Here is a 16,848-nt window from a genome sequence, read left to right on the forward strand (position 1 = left end):
ATGCAGATCGCGTACCGCGCCAGCCACATCATCGACGCGCACCTGGCCAAGCACGCGTTGGAAGATGCCGGCATCACCGCCTTCGTGTTCGGCGAATCGCTATTGGGCGGTGCCGGCGAGCTGCCCGCCTTCGGCGTGCTGCAGGTCTGCGTGGCCGACCTGCACCTGAGCCAGGCGCAGGCGGTGCTGGCAGACATCGGCCTGTGCGGCGAGGTCACCCGCGCGCTGTAGCGCAGCACCAGTCGTAGGAGCGCACCCGGGCGCGACGGGCGTTACCGGGAAAGCCTCGTCGCGCCCCGGTGCGCTCCTACGACGTGCACCCATCATCCTGGCTGACGCCACCCGGGCGGCGCGGCCTCCGGCGCCGCCAGCGCCCGCAGGCGTTTGAACAGCACGGTGGTTTCGGCCACGTTCCAGACCCGTAGCGCGACCTCGAAGGTGTCCAGCGGCTTGGTCAGAAAGTCCTTGGCGCCCAGGCCCAGGGCGCGATGGCGCGCGCTGCGGCTGGGGTCGGCGGTGAGCACGATCACCGGCAGGAAGTGGCCCGGATCGGACAGCCGCGCCAGTTGTTCCAGCAGCGCGTAGCCGTCGAGTTCGGGCATCTTCAGGTCCAGCAGGATCAGGTCGGGCGCGAATGCCGACACCAGCCCCATCACCCGCAGCGGGTCGGTGGTGGCGATGACCTGCTGGAAGCCTTCGCGCTGCAGCAGGTCTTCGAGCAGCCGCACATTGGCCGGCTCGTCGTCGACGATGAGGATGCGCGAGCCGAGGATTTCGTCGCGTGTCATGCCAGTAGTCCGTCGATCACAGTGAAGAATTCCGCCACGTCGAGCGGCTTGGTCAGATACGCACGCACGCCCTGGTTGCCGACGCGCGCCAGGGTGGCGGAGGTGGCATCGGCACTGATCACCACCACCGGCACGCCAGCCGTGGCCGCCTGCGCCTGCAGCTCGCGCAGCAGGTCTTCGCCGCTGCCATCGCTCAGATGCAGGTCCAGCAGGATCAGGTCCGGGACACCGTGCTGCAGCAGTTCGCGCGCCTGCGCCAGGCTGGCCGCCTCCAGCAGCTGCCATTGCGGGCGACGTTCGCTGAGGGTGCGGATCAGGGCCTGGTTGGACGGGTTGTCCTCGATGCTCAGCAGCCGGCACACGCCGCTGCCCGTGTTACTCGGCGGCACGCTGGCGCGCGCCGGCTCGCGGCGCTGCGGTTCGCCCTGCGGCAGCGCGATCCAGAAGCGTGCGCCATCGCGGCTGCTGTCCACGCCGATGCGCCCACCCATCGCCTCGATCAGCCGCTTGCTCAGTGCCAGGCCCAACCCGGTGCCTTCCACCGCCGAGCGCTCTGCACCCAGCCGCTCGAACGGCGTGAACAGCCGCTCGATCTGCGCCGGCGTCAGGCCCGCGCCCTGGTCTGCGACCGTGATGCGCACCTGCTCGCCGTCCGGCTGCGCGCTCACCTGCACTTGGCCGCCGGTGCGGTTGAACTTGACCGCATTCGACAGCAGGTTGAGCAGCACCTGGCGCAGCCGCTGCGCATCGGCGCGCACCGTCCACGGCCCGTCGATGGCCGCCGGTTGCAGCGCGATGCCGTGCTTGTCCGCGTCCGGCGCGATCAGGCCCAGGGCCTCGTGGACGGCCGCACGCACCGAGATCGGCTCCGGGCTCAGGTCCAGTTGATCGGCCTCGATGCGCGCGATGTCCAGCAGCTCGGTGATCAGCCCCAGCAGGTGCCGGCCGGCGCCGAGGATATGCTGCAGATGACGGCGGTGCCCGGGTTCGGGCAGATCCATTTCCAGCACCTGCGCATAGCCCAGGATCGCATTGAGCGGCGTGCGCAATTCGTGGCTGCTGCGCGACAGGAATTCGGTCTTTGCGCGGTTGGCGGTTTCCGCCTCGCGCCGCGCCAGTTGCGCTTCGGCCGCACGTGCGGCGAGCAGCTCGCTGGCCTGGGCCAGGCGCTGACCGACCTGGCCCAGCTCATCGCCGGCACGCGGCTGTGGTGCCAGCGGCAGGCCTTCGCCCAGCCGGTCGGCGTTGGCGGCCAGCGTGCGCAGGCGCCCGGAGAGCGCCGAGGCAAACCACGCCACCGCAAACACCGCGCCCAGGCCGCCGAGCATTGCCGCACTCAGGGTGATGATCAGGTTGCGCTGGCGCAGCCCTTGCGCCTTGGCGGTACGCACCTGCAATTGCGCGGTTTCGTAATTGCGCAGTTCGCGCAGTTCGGCACGCAGGATGTCGAGCTTGTACTTGCCGTCCCACAGCTGGCGGATCTCTTCCTTGCGGCTCAGATCCGGCGCCAGCAGACGGCGCCAGCCCTGCATCTTTTCCGCAAACAAGGGCTTGATGCGCGCGAACCGCTGCGCCTGCCCCGGGTCGGTGATGCGTTGCGACAGTCGCTCGGCCACCTGTTGCAGGCGCGGCTCGGCATCGCGGTACGGGGTGAGGAATTCATCGCGGCGCACCAGCCGATAGCCGCGCACGCCGGCTGCGGTTTCGGCCAATAGCGCGTGGGCTTCGTACAGATCGCTCAGCACTTCCAGCGTCTGCCGCACATCGTTTTCGGCAGCGATGTTCTGCCGCTCCACGCTGTAGATCGCCATCAACGCGACCGCCAGCAGCAGCAAAGGCAGGGTCACCACCGCCAGGCTCTTGCGGGTGATCGGCCAATCGTTCCAACGCACCGCCACTGCATTCATAGCGCGAGTCCGGCTTGGACCGCGTACACCGCGGCCTGGGTGCGATCTTTTACCTCAAGTTTCTGCAGGATTCGCTCCACATGCACTTTGACCGTGCCGGGAGAAATCCCCAGTTCAGCTGCCAGGGTGGCATTGGTGAGGCCGCGCGGCAGCAGTGACAGCACCTGTTTCTCGCGCTTGCTGAGCGTACCGAGGCGGTCGTCCTGCACCGGCTTGCGCCGACGCGTGGCGAGCGGTTTGGCCGGTTCGGCCACCATCGCCGGCAGCAGCAGTGCGAAGGCCTGCAGCGCCTGGACGTCATCGTTGCCGGGGGCGGGACGGTTGTCGTTCCAGGCCACGCACAGCATGCCGAGGGTGCTGCCCAGCGCATGGATCGGCATCTTGGCCTCGCGGATATCGGCCGGGCGCGGCGGCATCAGCCATGCGGCCTCATGGCTGTCGCCGGCCGCGCTGGCTCCGGGCGGCAATGCGCGGCCGCGGCTGGCCAGCACCTGCGCACGCGGCCCGCGCTGTGCCAGCACCGCGCCATGTTCCAGGCCCAGCAACAGCAGCACCCGGCCCAGCACCGCGTCGCAGGCCTGCTCCGGCGTCTGTGCCTGGCGCAGCGCCACCGCCGCCTCCCACAGCGCCTGCCAGCGTGCGCTGTCGGATGCCTCGCGTCGCAGCGTCAGGCGCCAATCGCCAGCATTCGTAGGGGTTTCCATAGGGTTGCTCTAGGCCGATCAGCATATTTGAGTATATGCCACCCGGCAGAATTGTTGGGGCCGCTTGGTTTCGATACTGCGCTTGCCCGATGAGGCACCCCCATCCACCACACGGAGATTTCCCATGCGTCGCACTCTGTTCTCTCTGGTTCTGGCTCTGGCTGCCACCCCGGCGCTGGCTGGCGGCGTGATGCACTACACCGACAAGGCCACGTTGCCGGCAGGCGGCGAAGAACGCGAAGTCGCGTCCCTGTTCGACACCTGGAACGCGGCGCTGGCCACCGGCAATCCGGACAAGGTGGCCGATCTGTACGCTCCGGACGGCGTGCTGCTGCCGACCGTCTCCAACGAGGTACGCGCCTCGCGCGCGCAGATCGAAAAGTACTTCGAGATGTTCCTGACCAAGAAGCCGCAGGGCGTGGTGAACTACCGCACCGTGCGCGTGCTCGATGACGACAGCGCAGTGGATGCCGGCGTCTATACCTTCACGCTGACCGACAAGGACGGCAAGAAGAGCAAGGTGCAGGCGCGTTACACCTTCGTGTACGAAAAGCGCGACGGCAAGTGGCTGATCATCAACCACCACAGCTCGGCGATGCCGGAAGTGGACACCGCCACCGCCTCGTTGACCAGGAAGTGATGCCGCATCGGTCGTAGTGGCTTGAAAGCCGCTACGGCCGGCGCCATCCAGCAGGCAATCCTCACGATTGCGGAGTTGCACCATGCTGGGAATCGGCGCTTTCAAACAACGTATGCCACGTCCGGGCGAGGCGTTACCCGGACGCGAGCAGGCACTACCGCTCCACAACACCCACCTGATCAACGGCCATCCGTTGCGCGGGGAATTCACCGGCCTGGCCCAGGTGCAATTCGGGCTTGGCTGCTTCTGGGGTGCAGAACGCAAGTTCTGGAACCTGCCAGGGGTGTACACCACGGCAGTGGGCTATGCCGGCGGCGAAACACCCAACGCCACCTACGGCGAAGTGTGTTCCGGGCAGACCGGCCACACCGAGGCGGTGTTGGTGGTCTATGACGCAGAGAAGGTGTCGTTCGCGCAACTGCTGCGCACGTTCTGGGAAAGCCACGACCCCACCCAGGGCATGCAGCAGGGCAACGATGTGGGCACGCAGTACCGCTCGGCGATCTATTGCACGACACAGGCGCAATACGACGCCGCGCTTGCCAGCCGCGATGCGTACCAGCAGCAGCTGGACGCCGCCGGGTATGGCGCCATCACCACGGAGATCCGTTTCCCGGCGCCCACGTTCTATTACGCCGAAGACGATCACCAGCAGTATCTCGCCAAGCACCCCAACGGCTATTGCGGGCTTGGCGGAACGGGAGTGAGCTGCCCGATCGGGCTGGATGCCTGACGGAAAGGCGGGCCGGATTGAAGCGCTGTCATCCACGTGATCGTGGCGGCGTGCCGATGGCCAACAGTGACCGGCAGCGTTCTCACGATCAGGCAGCGCATGGGAGTGCATGCCAGGCAACTCGAATGGCTACGTCGGAGACGACGTGGCCATCTTTTTGTGTGGGGCGTACGCAAGACGCGCCGGCACCGCTGCGGGTGGCCGAGCGGCGAACCGGCCCGGCGGATCATTGCGGTCAATCCCGACGGCCAATCGGTGCAATGGATCGGTGCGGCGACCCGCTCCATCCAGTCAGCGCAGCCAATGCGCCCCAGTGCAGCCAATGCGCCAGGGGCGACTGAATCCGCTGGATCAGACGAACTCACCGGCGAACATGCCGCGCAACTGGGCCAGCATGTCGGTGCGTTCCGGATGCAGCAGTCGCATGCAGGCAAGCGCGAAGCCGACCGGGCTGGTGCCGGGCGCGGTGATCACGCCATCGGCGGTCACCACCTTTTCGTGCCGGTATTGCGCAGCACCGGCGTACGGCACCACATGTTCCTGCAGGAAGGCCAGCGCGTTGCTGGTATGCGCGCGTTCGTCGAGCAGGCCGGCATAGGCCAGGGCGATGGTGGCACCGCAGATCGCGGCGACCGGGCGCTGGTGCTGCACGCGCTCGACCAGCAGGCCGCTCAGTCCGGGGATTTCGCCGGCTTGCCAACGCTCGCTGCCGGGCAGGATCCACAGATCGGCATCCAGCGGCGCCAGATCGGAGAGGGCGAAGTCCGGGCTGATGCGCAGCCCGCCGATCGACTGCACCGGCTGACCATCGATGCTGGCGATGGCGACCTGGTCGCCGAACCATTCGCGCGCCGCCGGCAGGACGATGCCAATTTCCCAGTCGGCCACGCCGTCGACCATCACCACTGCAATGTTTGCCATTGTCCGCTACGCCAGTTGAGGAACCCGGATTCTAGGCAGTGCGAGTTGCGCGGGTGTAAGCGATGTGTGGAGAGCGACGTCGATGTGCTCTTCGATCAGACCAAACAGACGCTTGGCAGCCCGGCGGCGGCCGCGCAGGCGTCAACATGCCCGCACGCTCAGCGATGCCCGGCAAGTCCACCCTTGGCCGGATGCAGTTCCCGCGCCAGTCTCGCACGCCGAGCTGGGCGAGAATGGCCGCGGTGGAACGGGCGTATTCGCCTTCGAGAAAGCCATCGATCGGCCGGCATCGCCACGCGTCGTGGCGTCAGCATGTCGCGCAGCCAGACGATGCAAATCAAAACGCCTGCAGCCAGGAGGCTGCAGGCGTCGTCGGTGCGACCCGTGGCGCTGCAATCAGCCGGCGAGCTTGTCGGTGATGGTCTTGCGCAGTGCCTGCAGATCCTTGGCGAAGGCGTCGATGCCGCTGGCCAGCTTTTCGGTGGCCATCGGGTCGGCCGCCAGGTCGGTGGCGAAGCGGTCGCTGTCGATCGGGGTGATCTGCGCGTTGTCGGCCTGCGCAGGCGAGAGCTTGCGCGGCAGCTGGCCGTGTTCGGCATCGAGCTTTTCCAGCAGCTCCGGCGAGATGGTCAGGCGATCGCAACCGGCCAGCGCTTCGATCTGCGCGGTGGAGCGGAACGAGGCGCCCATCACCACGGTGGACGAGCCACGCTGCTTGAACTCGTTGTAGACCGTGCGCACGAACACCACGCCCGGGTCTTCGTCGATGCTGGCCGGGGTCTGGCCCTGGGCGACGTAGTAGTCCAGGATCCGGCCCACGAACGGCGAGATCAGGAACACGCCGGCCTCGGCACAGGCCAGCGCCTGCGAGCGGTTGAAGATCAGGGTCAGATTGCAGTCGATGCCTTCGCGCTGCAGCTGGCGGGCGGCTTCGATGCCTTCCCAGGTGGCCGCGATCTTGATCAGGATCTTGTCCTTAGACACGCCACGCTCGGCATACATCGCGATGAACTTGCGCGCCTTGGCGATGGTCGCCTCGGTGTCGTGCGCCAGGTCGGCATCGACCTCGGTGGAGACACGGCCCGGCACCAGTTCGGCCAGCTTGACGCCGACACCGATGGTGAGGCGGTCGGCCACTTCGTTGACGGTGGCGGTGCGGTCTTCGCCGCCATGTTCGCGGCCCCAGGCCAGTTCGCGCTCGATCAGATCGGCATAGACCGGCAGGTCCAGAGCCTTCTTGACCAGGGTGGGATTGGTGGTGCAGTCAACCGGCTTCAGACGCTTGATGGCGTCGTAGTCACCGGTGTCGGCAACGACGACGGACAGGTCACGCAGCTGGGCAAGCTTGGAAGGAGATGCAGTCATGCGGGTTCTCTCGAATCGTGGAACGGGTCGTGGATAGGACGCAGCGCGCTACGGTAGCGCGCCTGGCGTGGGAAGTCAGGCGCCGGCCAGCGCATGTTGATCGTGCACGGCGCTCACGCGCAGACGCAGGTTGCGCCCGTCGGGCGTGCGCCAGTCGATGCTCTGGCCGACCGATAGGCCGAGCAGCGCACTGCCGACCGGCGCAAGCACCGAGATGCGGCCGTGCTGCACATCGGCCTCGTGCGGATACACAAGGGTGAGCGTATGCCGTTCGCCATGCAGCTCATCTTCGCAATCGATGCGGGAGTGCATGGTGACGACATCGCCGGGAATCTGGTCGGGCGGCACGACGCGTGCACGGCCCAGTTCGTCACTCAGCGCGGTGGCGGCCGGGTGCTTGTTGAATGCGGGGGAATCGAGCAAGGCCTCAAGCCGGGCGAGGTCATGGCTGGAAACCAGGATGGACGGCGGCAAGCCGCTGTGGTGCTGCGAAGTCATGGCAATCTCCTTGACGACTACCGCTCGCCGACATGGTGAGCGTCACTCACCAGATGAGGGCGCCCCTGCCCGATCGCAATGCATGGCGAGATGGGGCAGCGCATGCCACCGTTGAGGCCGGCGCGGCACCGCGCGTTTCGGGCCGTGGCCAGGGATCAGGCAAGCGCGGCAATGCGTCAGCACACGCCGCGCGCGTCAGCGCCCTGCGACGGGATGAAGTCCGTCGCACGTCAATGACGCCGCAGCTGCCGGCCGTGTCCAGATGCATCACATCGTCACCAGCGGCCAAACAAAAAACGACGCTTGCGCGTCGCTTCTGTCCACTAACAGGTGAAAACGCATCACGCCAAGCGACCGCAGCCGTGACACGATCCCGATTCCCGATTCCCGATTCCTAGGCCGCAACCGCCTTGGGACCCGTCGCCGGCTGGTCCAGCGTAAACAGGCTCTCCGGCAACTCCTTGAACAACTGCGCCAGCTGCTCCAGGAACGCGGTCATGGCCGAGCTGCGGCGCCAGGCCATGGCGATGCGGCGGCTGGGTTGCTTGTCCTCGCGGAAGCGGATCAGGCGGATGTTCTCCGAGCGTGCGACCGGTGGCTTGACCGCCAGCAGCGGCAGCAAGGTCACACCGACGTTGGCGGCCACCATCTGGCGCAGCGTCTCCAGGCTGGTGGCCTGGAACTCGGATTTTTCCAGGGCGCCGGCAAGATGGCAGACATCCAGCGCCTGCTCGCGCAGGCAGTGACCATCTTCCAGCAGCAACAGCCGCTGCTCGGACAGATCGTCCAGCGTCATGCTGTCATGGCGCGACAGCGGATGACCTTCCGGCACGGCCAGCACGAAGGGTTCCTCGAACAGGAATTCGGCATGCAACTGCTCATCCTGCAACGGCAGCGCAAGCAGCGCCGCATCCAGGCGGCCTTCGCGCAGCTGGTGCACCAGCTGATCGCTCTTTTCCTCGATCAGCAGCAGTTCCAGGCGCGGGAAGCGCTCGCGGATCCGCGGCACCACATGCGGCAACAGGTACGGCGCCAGGGTGGGAAAGATGCCCAGCCGTACCGTGCCCGCTTCCGGATCCTGGCTGCGCCGTGCGGCTTCCTTCATCTGTTCCACTTCGGCCACGATGCCGCGTGCGCGCATCGCCGCCTCGCGGCCGGCCGGGGTCAGCATCACCTTGCGCGGTGCACGTTCCACCAGCGGGACGCCAAGTTCGTCCTCAAGTTTCTTGATCTGTGTGGACAGCGTCGGTTGACTGACGAAGCACGCCGTCGCGGCACGGCCAAAATGCTTGTGGTCGGCCAGGGCGACCAGATATTTCAGGTCACGCAGATTCATGTGCAGCAGCCCTCATTGCGGTGACGGGGACGCCTGGAGCGTAGCGCCCGGCCGGGCCGGGCGCTGACTCGAGTGCGCTTACGCAGCCTGGGCGACGTTGTCGGCGCTGACCGGTGCGCTGGAGCGGATCAGGTGGTCGAACGCGCTCAACGCAGCCTTGGAACCTTCGCCCATCGCGATCACGATCTGCTTGTACGGCACCGTGGTGGCGTCGCCGGCCGCGAACACGCCCGGAACATTGGTCTGGCCGCGATCGTCGACGATGATCTCGCCGCGTGGCGACAACGCAACCGAACCCTTGAGGAATTCGGTGTTGGGCAGCAGGCCGATCTGCACGAACACGCCTTCCAGATCGACTTGCTGGATGTCGCCGCCGGTGCGGTCCTTGTAGACCAGGCCGGTGACCTTCTGCCCATCGCCCAGCACTTCGGTGGTCTGCGCACTGGTGATGATGCGCACGTTGTGCAGGCTGCGCAGCTTGCGTTGCAGCACTTCGTCGGCGCGCAGCTTGTCGTCGAACTCCACCAGCGTGACATGCGCCACGATGCCGGCCAGATCGATCGCGGCCTCGACACCGGAATTGCCGCCGCCGATCACCGCCACGCGCTTGCCCTTGAACAGCGGGCCATCGCAATGCGGGCAATAGGCCACGCCCTTGTTCTTGTACTGGTCTTCGCCCGGCACGTTCATCTGCCTCCAGCGCGCGCCGGTGGACAGGATCACGGTCTTGCTCCTGAGCGAGGCGCCATTGGCCAGCTTGATCTCGATCAGGCCATCGGCACCGGCCGGGATCAGCTGCTCGGCGCGCTGCAGGTTCATGATGTCCACGTCGTATTGGCGCACATGCTGCTCGAGCGCGGCAGCCATCTTCGGGCCTTCGGTTTCCGGCACCGAGATGAAGTTTTCGATCGACATGGTGTCCAGCACCTGGCCACCGAAACGCTCGGCGGCCACGCCGGTGCGGATGCCCTTGCGTGCGGCGTACACGGCCGCTGCCGAGCCGGCCGGGCCACCGCCGACCACCAATACGTCGAACGCGTCCTTCGCAGCGATTTTTGCGGCATCGCGCTTGGCCGCATTGGTATCGAGCTTGGCGACGATCTGCTCCAGCGTCATGCGGCCCTGGTCGAACAACTCGCCGTTCAAATACACGGTGGGCACCGACATGATCTGGCGGGTTTCTACCTCGTCCTGGAACCACGCGCCATCGATGGCCACGTGCTTGATGCGCGGGTTGAGCACGGCGGCAAGGTTCAGCGCCTGCACCACGTCCGGGCAGTTCTGGCACGACAGCGAGAAATAGGTCTCGAATTGATAGTCGCCATCCAGATGCTGCACCTGCTCGATCACGTCGGCGGCAGCCTTGGACGGGTGCCCGCCCACCTGCAGCAGCGCCAGCACCAGCGAGGTGAACTCGTGGCCCATCGGCAGGCCGGCAAAGCGCAGCGAGATGTCCTGACCGGGCGTGGTCAGCGCGAACGAAGGCTTGCGCTGGTTGTCGTCGCGGTGGATGTCCAGGCTGATCTTGTCCGACAGCAGCACCAGGTCCTCGAGCAGGTCGAGCATTTCGCGCGAGCCGGCGCTGTCGTCGATCGAGGCATTGATCTGGATCGGCCGCGTGACCCGTTCCAGGTAGGCGGTCAGCTGGGTCTTGAGGTTGGCATCCAACATGGAGAACTCCTGGGAATGGGCAAGGGGAGGGCGTGGCGTCGCTGCGGTGGGGCAGGTCGCCGGGGAGGAGGGGATGAACCGCAGCCGGCGCGATGTCGGGAATGCGTGCTGGCGATGGCTGGCGGGCAGCCCGGCACCGGCTCCGGTTCACCCCCGGCCCTGTGCTGGGCCGGAGATGTCCTTGCGGCCTGAGGACAGGCCGCAAGGGATGGTCGATTTAGATCTTGCCGACCAGGTCCAGCGACGGAGCCAGGGTCTTGGCGCCTTCCTTCCACTTGGCCGGGCAGACCTGGCCAGGGTTGTTGGCGACGAACTGGGCAGCGGTCAGCTTGCGCAGCGTCTCGGTGACGTCGCGGGCGATGGAGTTGTCGTGGATTTCCAGGGTCTTGATGACGCCTTCCGGATTGATGATGAAGGTGCCGCGCAGGGCCAGGCCTTCTTCTTCAATGTGCACACCGAAGGCACGGGTCAGCTTGTGGGTCGGGTCGCCGATCAGCGGGAACTGCGCCTTGCCCACGGCCGGCGAGGTTTCGTGCCACACCTTGTGCGAGAAGTGCGTATCGGTGGTGACGATGTAGACCTCGGCGCCTGCCTTCTGGAACGCGGCATAGTTGTCGGCGGCGTCTTCCACTTCGGTCGGGCAGTTGAAGGTGAAGGCGGCCGGCATGAAGATCAGCACCGACCACTTGCCCTTCAGGCTGGCCTCGGTGACTTCGATGAAGTTGCCGTTGTGGTACGCATTCGCCTTGAACGGCTGGACCTGGGTGTTGATGAGAGACATTGAGTTTCCTCGTGCGGTGAAGGGGACGGGGGATGGAACAGTCGCCATGGTAGGCAGGATCGATAGATTTCTCAAATCGATTGATGGAATTGTATAGATAGGCTGTGGCTATCGAGTGTGCAGACGGCGTCTGCCGCTGCGGGGGCAGATTCCATCTCCGATAATGGTTGGCCGATGTTGCGCAGGAGTGAATGAACCGTATGAGCCAGGACCCGCACGCTCTTGCCGCTGAGCAGTTGTTGCGGCGGGCAGTGGAGCGAATCGACCGCAGCGATGCCGAGCCGCTGCTGCTGCACGCGCTGGGCCGCGACCGCGCCTGGTTGTTCGCGCATGGCCGTGACCTGGTCGACCCGTCTGTGGCCCGGGCGTTCGAAGCGCTGGTGCAGCGGCGCCAGGGCGGCGAGCCGGTGGCGTATCTGACCGGCAGCCGTGGGTTCTGGACGCTGGAGCTGGCGGTCTCCACTGCCACGCTGATCCCGCGCGCCGACACCGAGCTGCTGGTCGAACTGGCACTCGAGCGCCTGGACAACCTGTTTGGCCGCCGCGTTGCCGATCTGGGCACCGGCAGCGGGGCGATCGCGCTGGCCATCGCCAGCGAGCGGCCGCAGGCACAGGTGCTCGCCACCGACGCCAGTGCGGCGGCGCTGGCAGTTGCCCAGCGCAATGCCGACAGCCACCGGTTGCGCAATGTCGACTGCCGGCAGGGCAGCTGGTTCGCGCCGCTGGCCGGCGAGCGCTTCGATTTGGTTGCCAGCAATCCGCCGTATATCGCCGCGCAGGATCCGCATCTGGGTGAGGGCGATCTGCGCTACGAGCCGGCCAGTGCGCTGGCCTCCGGCCCCGACGGCCTGGACGACATCCGCCTGATCGTTGCCGATGCGCCCGCGCATCTGCTGCCGGGCGGCTGGTTGCTGCTCGAACATGGCTGGGACCAGGGCGCGGCGGTGGCCGAGCTGCTGCGGGCGCGCGGCTTCGATGCGGTGGCGACCCATCAGGACCTGGAACAGCGCGATCGGGTGACGTCAGGGCGCTGGTCGCGCGCTGCGGACGGACTAGGCGGCTAGCCACAGTTAGGCTAGCCACGGTGAAAAGCGGTCGTCAGATGGGTGCAGACGGCGCGCTCTGCCCCGGGCCAGGTGCACGGGGCAGTCCGTTCCGGGCGGCGACCGCGCCTGCCTGGCGGCGCCTGCGGGCGTCTTGGATCAGCTGCACCAGGCCTTCGTGTACCGCCGTGCACCTGCCCTTGGTCGATCGCGTGGATGCGCCCGGCGTGGGTGCGCCGGCTGCCGATACACTAGCGGTTTCCCGCAGGACCGACGCATGCGCACGCTCTATCCCGAGATCACGCCGTACGACCACGGCACCCTCCAGGTCGACGACCGCCACACCCTGTATTTCGAGCAGTGCGGCAATCCGCAGGGCAAGCCGGTGGTGATGCTGCATGGCGGCCCCGGCGGCGGTTGCAACGACAAGATGCGGCGCTTCCATGACCCGGCCAAGTACCGCATCGTGCTGTTCGATCAGCGTGGCGCAGGCCGCTCCATCCCGCATGCCGATCTGGTGAACAACACCACCTGGGACCTGGTCGCCGATATCGAACGCTTGCGCACGCACCTGGGCATCGCGCGCTGGCAGGTGTTCGGCGGCAGCTGGGGCTCGACGCTGGCGCTGGCCTACGCGCAGACCCATCCGCAACAGGTCACCGAGCTGGTGTTGCGCGGCATCTTCCTGCTGCGCCGCTTCGAGCTGGAATGGTTCTACCAGCAAGGCGCCAGCCGGCTGTTCCCGGATGCCTGGGAGCACTACATCAACGCGATTCCGCTGGTGGAACGCGCCGATCTGATCTCCGCCTTCCACCGCCGCCTCACCAGCGACGACGAAGCCACGCGGCTGGCCGCGGCCAAGGCGTGGAGCGTATGGGAAGGCGCCACCAGCTTCCTGCATGTGGACGATGATTTCGTCACCGGGCATGAGGACGCGCATTTTGCACTGGCGTTCGCGCGCATCGAGAACCACTACTTCGTCAACGGCGGTTTCTTCGAGGTCGAAGACCAGCTGCTGCGCGATGCGCACCGCATCGCCGATATCCCCGGCGTGATCGTGCAGGGGCGTTACGACGTGGTGTGCCCGATGCAAAGCGCCTGGGATCTGCACAAGGCCTGGCCGAAGGCGCAGCTGCAGGTCAGCCCGGCCGCCGGTCATTCGGCATTCGAGCCGGAAAACGTCGATGCGCTGGTGCGCGCGACCGATGGGTTTGCCTGAGCGCAACCGGGAGCGTGCACGGGAAGCTGCAGCAGTGCTCGCGCGCCAGCGGTAGGAGCGCACCCGGGCGCGACGTAGGGTAACGGGACGGCCTGTCGCGCCCGGGTGCGCTCCTACGAGGCAACCGTCGTCACCGAGGCTGCGGATCAGCGCCGCCGCCGCATGCCCCGTAGGAGCGCGCCTGCGCGCGATGAGGCGTTACCGATAACGCCCCATCGCACGCGGGCGCGCTCCTACCGTGATTGTCGGTTTCAGGGCGGCAGCAATGCCTGTGCCAGTGGCGGCAGGATGCGTGCCAGTCGCCGTGCCCAGGCCTGCTGGCCGGTCGCGTCAGCGATCAGGTCCTGGCGCAGTTCCAGTTCCACATGCAGCAGGCCGCGGCCTTCGCCGTAGACCGGAATCGCGTAGTCGCTGGTGTCGCTGACCGCATACGGCTGGTTGTCGCCGACCACCAGATCCGGCTCCTCGCGCAAGGCCTGCAGCAGCCGGTGTGCCAGCCGGGTGTCGCGGTTGTACAGGACGCCGGCATGCCAGGGCCGCGCATTGCCGGCCATGATCGGTGTGAAGCTGTGCATCGACACCAGCACGGTCGGTTGCCTGCGCTGTGCACGCGCATCCAGCTCCGCCGCGATGCGCGCGTGGTACGGCGCGAAGATCTCGTCGATGCGTTGCTGCCGCGCGTCGGCCGACAGCTGCAGGTTGCCCGGAATCGAGGTGCCGTCGCTGACCTCGGGCATCAGCGTGGCCGAACCGTGCGGGCGATTGCAGTCGATCACCAAGCGCGAATAGGTCTGCGCGATGGCGATGGCATCCAGCGCATCGGCCAGCAGGCGGGTGACCCCGGCAATGCCGATATCCCAGCCGATATGGCGGTCCAGCGCATGCTGCGGCAGGCCGAGATTGGCCAGCCGCGCCGGCACGCGTTGACCGGCGTGGTCGGCGATCAACAGCCACGGCGAGGCGGCCTGCGGGTTGTGCACGCTGAAGGCTGCCGGATCGTCGGCGCCCAGCAGGCGGTCAGCGGTCGCTTCAGCCACGCGGGGTGCCGTCCAGTGCGTGATCGACCAGATACAGCCCGGCCCACAGCTTGGGATCCATCTGGTAGCCCTCGGCCATCTTCTGCACCAGCCAGGCGCCGACCTGCGCGCGCGGGATCTCGTGCACGGTGATGTCCTCGCTGGCATCGCCGCCGCCCGCGCCGACCTTGCGCAGGCCGGTGGCGCGCACGAAGGCGATCTTCTCGCTGCTGGCGCCGGCCGAGGTGGGACCGATCATCATCACTTCGGCGTGCTCGGCGGTCCAGCCGGTTTCTTCTTCCAGTTCGCGAATGGCCGACAGCTCGATCGACTCGTCGGCATGCACGTCGCCGACCAGGCCGGCCGGCATTTCGATGGTGCGTGCCTGCAGCGGCACGCGGAACTGTTCGACGAACAACATCGCATCATCCGGGGTCACCGCCACGATGATCGCGGCCAGGCCGCCGGCATGCACGCGCTCGGAATATTCCCAGGTGCCGCGCACGACCATGCGCTGGTACTTGCCTTCGTAGACCACGGTGGGCGGGGTATCGTGTCGGTTCATGGATGCAGACCTTGTTCCAGGGAAACGGGAGTGCGCGGTGCCGGCGCGCCACTGCACGCGGCCAGCAACCGGCGCCGGGTGAGCGGGCCAAAGCGCAGGCTCTCGCACAATCGGCCCAGCATGTCCGTATCGGCTTGCGCGCGCGTGAAACCGGCACCGGTCAGCGCCAATGGCGCGTCGAGGGCGATGGTGGTGAGCTGGCGCCACAGCAATGCGTGTTCACGTTGCTCGCGCAGGCGCGCGGCCATCTGCGCCGCGCCGCGCAGGCGCAGGAACTGAATCTCGTCGATGCGTTCCAGCAACGCATCCAGGCTGCCGAAATGCGACAGCAGGACCGCCGCCGATTTGGCACCGATGCCGGTGACGCCGGGAATGTTGTCGATCGCATCGCCGCACAGCGCCAGGTAGTCGGCGATCTGGTGCGCATGCACGCCGTGGCGCGCCTTGACCCCGTCCATGCCCCAGCGCAGGTTGCGCGCGTAATCCCACTGTTCGTCGTGCTCGAGCAGCAGCTGCGACAGATCCTTGTCGGCCGACACGATCACCCCGCGCAGGCCGTGCGCACGCACGCTGTGCAGGGCACTGCCGATCAGATCGTCGGCCTCGTAATCGCGGTGTGCCAGCACGCTCAGGCCCAGCGCGGCGCACAGCGCCTTGCAGTGCGCGAACTGGCGCCGCAAGGCATCCGGTGCCGGGGTGCGATTGCCCTTGTAGGCCGGGTAGATCGCATGCCGAAAACAGCTGTCCAGCGCCTCGTCGAAGGCGATGGTGATGTGCGCGGGATCCTCGCGCTCGAGCAGGTCGAGCAGGAAACGGGCAAAGCCGTGCACGGCATTGGTCGGCCAGCCCTGCGCATCCTGGAATTCGTCCGGGATCGAATGCCAGGCGCGGAACACGTACAGGCTGGCATCGACCAGATACAGCGGGGTCGGGCGAGTGACCGCCAGGGGCGCGCCCGCAAGCGTGGGGGTGTGCGTGGTCACGGGGTCCAGTCGCGCAGCAGCGCACGCGGGTCCGGGCGCTCGCGCTCGGGCACCTGCATGCGCGGGGTGCCGATATGGATGAAACCGGCGATGCGCTCGTTCTGCTCCAGGCCCAGATAGCCGGTCACCGCCGGGTCGTAGGCCATCCATGCGGTCAGCCACTGCGCGCCGAAGCCATGCGCCTGCGCGGCCTGCAGCAGCGCGAAACACACGCAGCCGGCGGTGAGCAGCTGTTCCTGCTCGGGCACCTTGTGCCCGGGGCGCAGTGTGGCGATCACCACGACCACCAGCGGCGCATCATTGAAACGGTTGCGGTCTTTTTCCACTGCTGCGGGCGGCGCCAGCGGGTCGGCGGCCTGGGTGCGCTCGGCCAGGAAATCGCCCAGTGCCTGGCGTGCGTCACCGCTGATGCGCAGAAAGCGGAACGGCACCAGCTTGCCGTGGTCGGGCACGCGCACTGCCGAGGCGAGCATGCGCAGCAAGGTGTCGTCATCCGGGCCGGGTTCGCCCAGCTGTTTGGATGGGACCGAGCGGCGCGCGTCCAGCGCCTGGAGCGAATACGGTGCGTGCATAATTTCGGGTCGAGGCGAGGATGCGGGCAAGTATAGACGGGCCCTTCCCAACGTCCGCCGCATCATGGGCGGCGGGCCGAGGTCGGCCCGGTCGTGAATCCCTTCC

At 67.0% G+C, this 16,848-nt stretch carries 17 protein-coding genes and 1 pseudogene; 5 read left to right on the forward strand and 13 right to left on the reverse strand.

Going from position 1 to position 16,848, the window contains the following annotated elements; genetic code table 11:
* Window positions 1–231: a DUF2007 domain-containing protein gene (locus EO170_RS02475; protein ID WP_039409981.1), complete on the forward strand. Its 231-nt coding sequence runs from the start codon at window positions 1–3 to the stop codon at window positions 229–231.
* Window positions 232–323: 92 nt separating this feature from the next.
* Here the strand turns inward: EO170_RS02475 and EO170_RS02480 are convergent, their stop codons facing one another.
* Genes EO170_RS02480 through EO170_RS02490 form a run of 3 tightly spaced genes read right to left on the reverse strand, consistent with a single transcriptional unit; the run spans window position 324 to window position 3,399 of the window.
* A complete protein-coding gene (locus EO170_RS02480; RefSeq protein WP_104585035.1) occupies window positions 324–788 on the reverse strand; it encodes a response regulator in 465 nt (154 codons plus the stop codon).
* Complete coding sequence (locus EO170_RS02485; RefSeq protein WP_126942292.1) at window positions 785–2,695, reverse strand: ATP-binding protein; 1,911 nt, start codon at window positions 2,693–2,695, stop codon at window positions 785–787. Before EO170_RS02485 ends, EO170_RS02480 begins: the two co-directional genes overlap by 4 nt.
* A complete protein-coding gene (locus EO170_RS02490; RefSeq protein WP_104585039.1) occupies window positions 2,692–3,399 on the reverse strand; it encodes a response regulator transcription factor in 708 nt (235 codons plus the stop codon). The genes EO170_RS02485 and EO170_RS02490 overlap by 4 nt, the downstream gene beginning before the upstream one ends.
* A gap of 124 nt (window positions 3,400–3,523) precedes the next feature.
* On the opposite strand from EO170_RS02490, the gene EO170_RS02495 reads away from it, so the two are divergent.
* Complete coding sequence (locus EO170_RS02495) at window positions 3,524–4,039, forward strand: SgcJ/EcaC family oxidoreductase (RefSeq protein WP_126942295.1); 516 nt, start codon at window positions 3,524–3,526, stop codon at window positions 4,037–4,039.
* An 82-nt stretch (window positions 4,040–4,121) separates the two neighbouring features.
* A complete protein-coding gene (gene msrA / locus EO170_RS02500; RefSeq protein ID WP_104585043.1) occupies window positions 4,122–4,772 on the forward strand; it encodes a peptide-methionine (S)-S-oxide reductase MsrA in 651 nt (216 codons plus the stop codon).
* 351 nt (window positions 4,773–5,123) lie between these two features.
* Here the strand turns inward: msrA and EO170_RS02505 are convergent, their stop codons facing one another.
* From EO170_RS02505 to ahpC, 6 genes and pseudogenes are all read right to left on the reverse strand, one after another.
* Window positions 5,124–5,693, reverse strand: a complete 570-nt coding sequence (locus EO170_RS02505) for a type 1 glutamine amidotransferase family protein (protein WP_126942299.1) — start codon at window positions 5,691–5,693, stop codon at window positions 5,124–5,126.
* A gap of 396 nt (window positions 5,694–6,089) precedes the next feature.
* Window positions 6,090–7,058: a transaldolase gene (gene tal, locus EO170_RS02510; RefSeq protein WP_104585047.1), complete on the reverse strand. Its 969-nt coding sequence runs from the start codon at window positions 7,056–7,058 to the stop codon at window positions 6,090–6,092.
* A gap of 56 nt (window positions 7,059–7,114) precedes the next feature.
* A pseudogene (rnk, locus tag EO170_RS02515) lies at window positions 7,115–7,556 on the reverse strand (nucleoside diphosphate kinase regulator); the annotation flags it as partial.
* 394 nt (window positions 7,557–7,950) lie between these two features.
* Complete coding sequence (locus EO170_RS02520; RefSeq protein WP_024940621.1) at window positions 7,951–8,892, reverse strand: LysR substrate-binding domain-containing protein; 942 nt, start codon at window positions 8,890–8,892, stop codon at window positions 7,951–7,953.
* Window positions 8,893–8,970: 78 nt separating this feature from the next.
* Entirely contained in the window at window positions 8,971–10,563 is a 1,593-nt protein-coding gene (gene ahpF, locus EO170_RS02525) for an alkyl hydroperoxide reductase subunit F (RefSeq protein ID WP_126942302.1), read from the reverse strand.
* A 217-nt stretch (window positions 10,564–10,780) separates the two neighbouring features.
* The gene (gene ahpC / locus EO170_RS02530) at window positions 10,781–11,344 is read right to left on the reverse strand and encodes an alkyl hydroperoxide reductase subunit C (protein WP_003488826.1); all 564 of its coding nucleotides are present in this window, start codon (window positions 11,342–11,344) and stop codon (window positions 10,781–10,783) included.
* Between the two features lie 200 nt (window positions 11,345–11,544).
* On the opposite strand from ahpC, the gene prmC reads away from it, so the two are divergent.
* Together prmC and pip are read left to right on the forward strand one after the other, a co-directional pair.
* Entirely contained in the window at window positions 11,545–12,408 is an 864-nt protein-coding gene (prmC, locus tag EO170_RS02535) for a peptide chain release factor N(5)-glutamine methyltransferase (protein WP_126942466.1), read from the forward strand.
* Window positions 12,409–12,664: 256 nt separating this feature from the next.
* Window positions 12,665–13,606: a prolyl aminopeptidase gene (pip, locus tag EO170_RS02540; RefSeq protein ID WP_126942304.1), complete on the forward strand. Its 942-nt coding sequence runs from the start codon at window positions 12,665–12,667 to the stop codon at window positions 13,604–13,606.
* A gap of 251 nt (window positions 13,607–13,857) precedes the next feature.
* On the opposite strand, the gene EO170_RS02545 is transcribed toward pip, so the two are convergent.
* Genes EO170_RS02545 through EO170_RS02560 form a run of 4 tightly spaced genes read right to left on the reverse strand, consistent with a single transcriptional unit; the run spans window position 13,858 to window position 16,742 of the window.
* Window positions 13,858–14,643, reverse strand: coding sequence for an N-formylglutamate amidohydrolase (locus EO170_RS02545; protein WP_126942307.1), 786 nt, complete (start codon window positions 14,641–14,643; stop codon window positions 13,858–13,860).
* Window positions 14,636–15,187 (reverse strand): NUDIX hydrolase, encoded by a 552-nt coding sequence (locus EO170_RS02550; RefSeq protein WP_164740884.1) that lies wholly within the window; start codon window positions 15,185–15,187, stop codon window positions 14,636–14,638. The genes EO170_RS02545 and EO170_RS02550 overlap by 8 nt, the downstream gene beginning before the upstream one ends.
* Entirely contained in the window at window positions 15,184–16,170 is a 987-nt protein-coding gene (locus tag EO170_RS02555; RefSeq protein ID WP_126942313.1) for a 5'-3' exonuclease H3TH domain-containing protein, read from the reverse strand. Before EO170_RS02555 ends, EO170_RS02550 begins: the two co-directional genes overlap by 4 nt.
* Window positions 16,167–16,742 (reverse strand): nitroreductase, encoded by a 576-nt coding sequence (locus EO170_RS02560; protein WP_126942316.1) that lies wholly within the window; start codon window positions 16,740–16,742, stop codon window positions 16,167–16,169. Before EO170_RS02560 ends, EO170_RS02555 begins: the two co-directional genes overlap by 4 nt.
* Between the last annotated feature and the right edge of the window lie 106 nt (window positions 16,743–16,848).

The sequence above is a fragment of the Xanthomonas sp. BRIP62409 genome (assembly GCF_003992965.1).
Classification (GTDB): Bacteria; Pseudomonadota; Gammaproteobacteria; order Xanthomonadales; family Xanthomonadaceae; genus Xanthomonas; species Xanthomonas euroxanthea.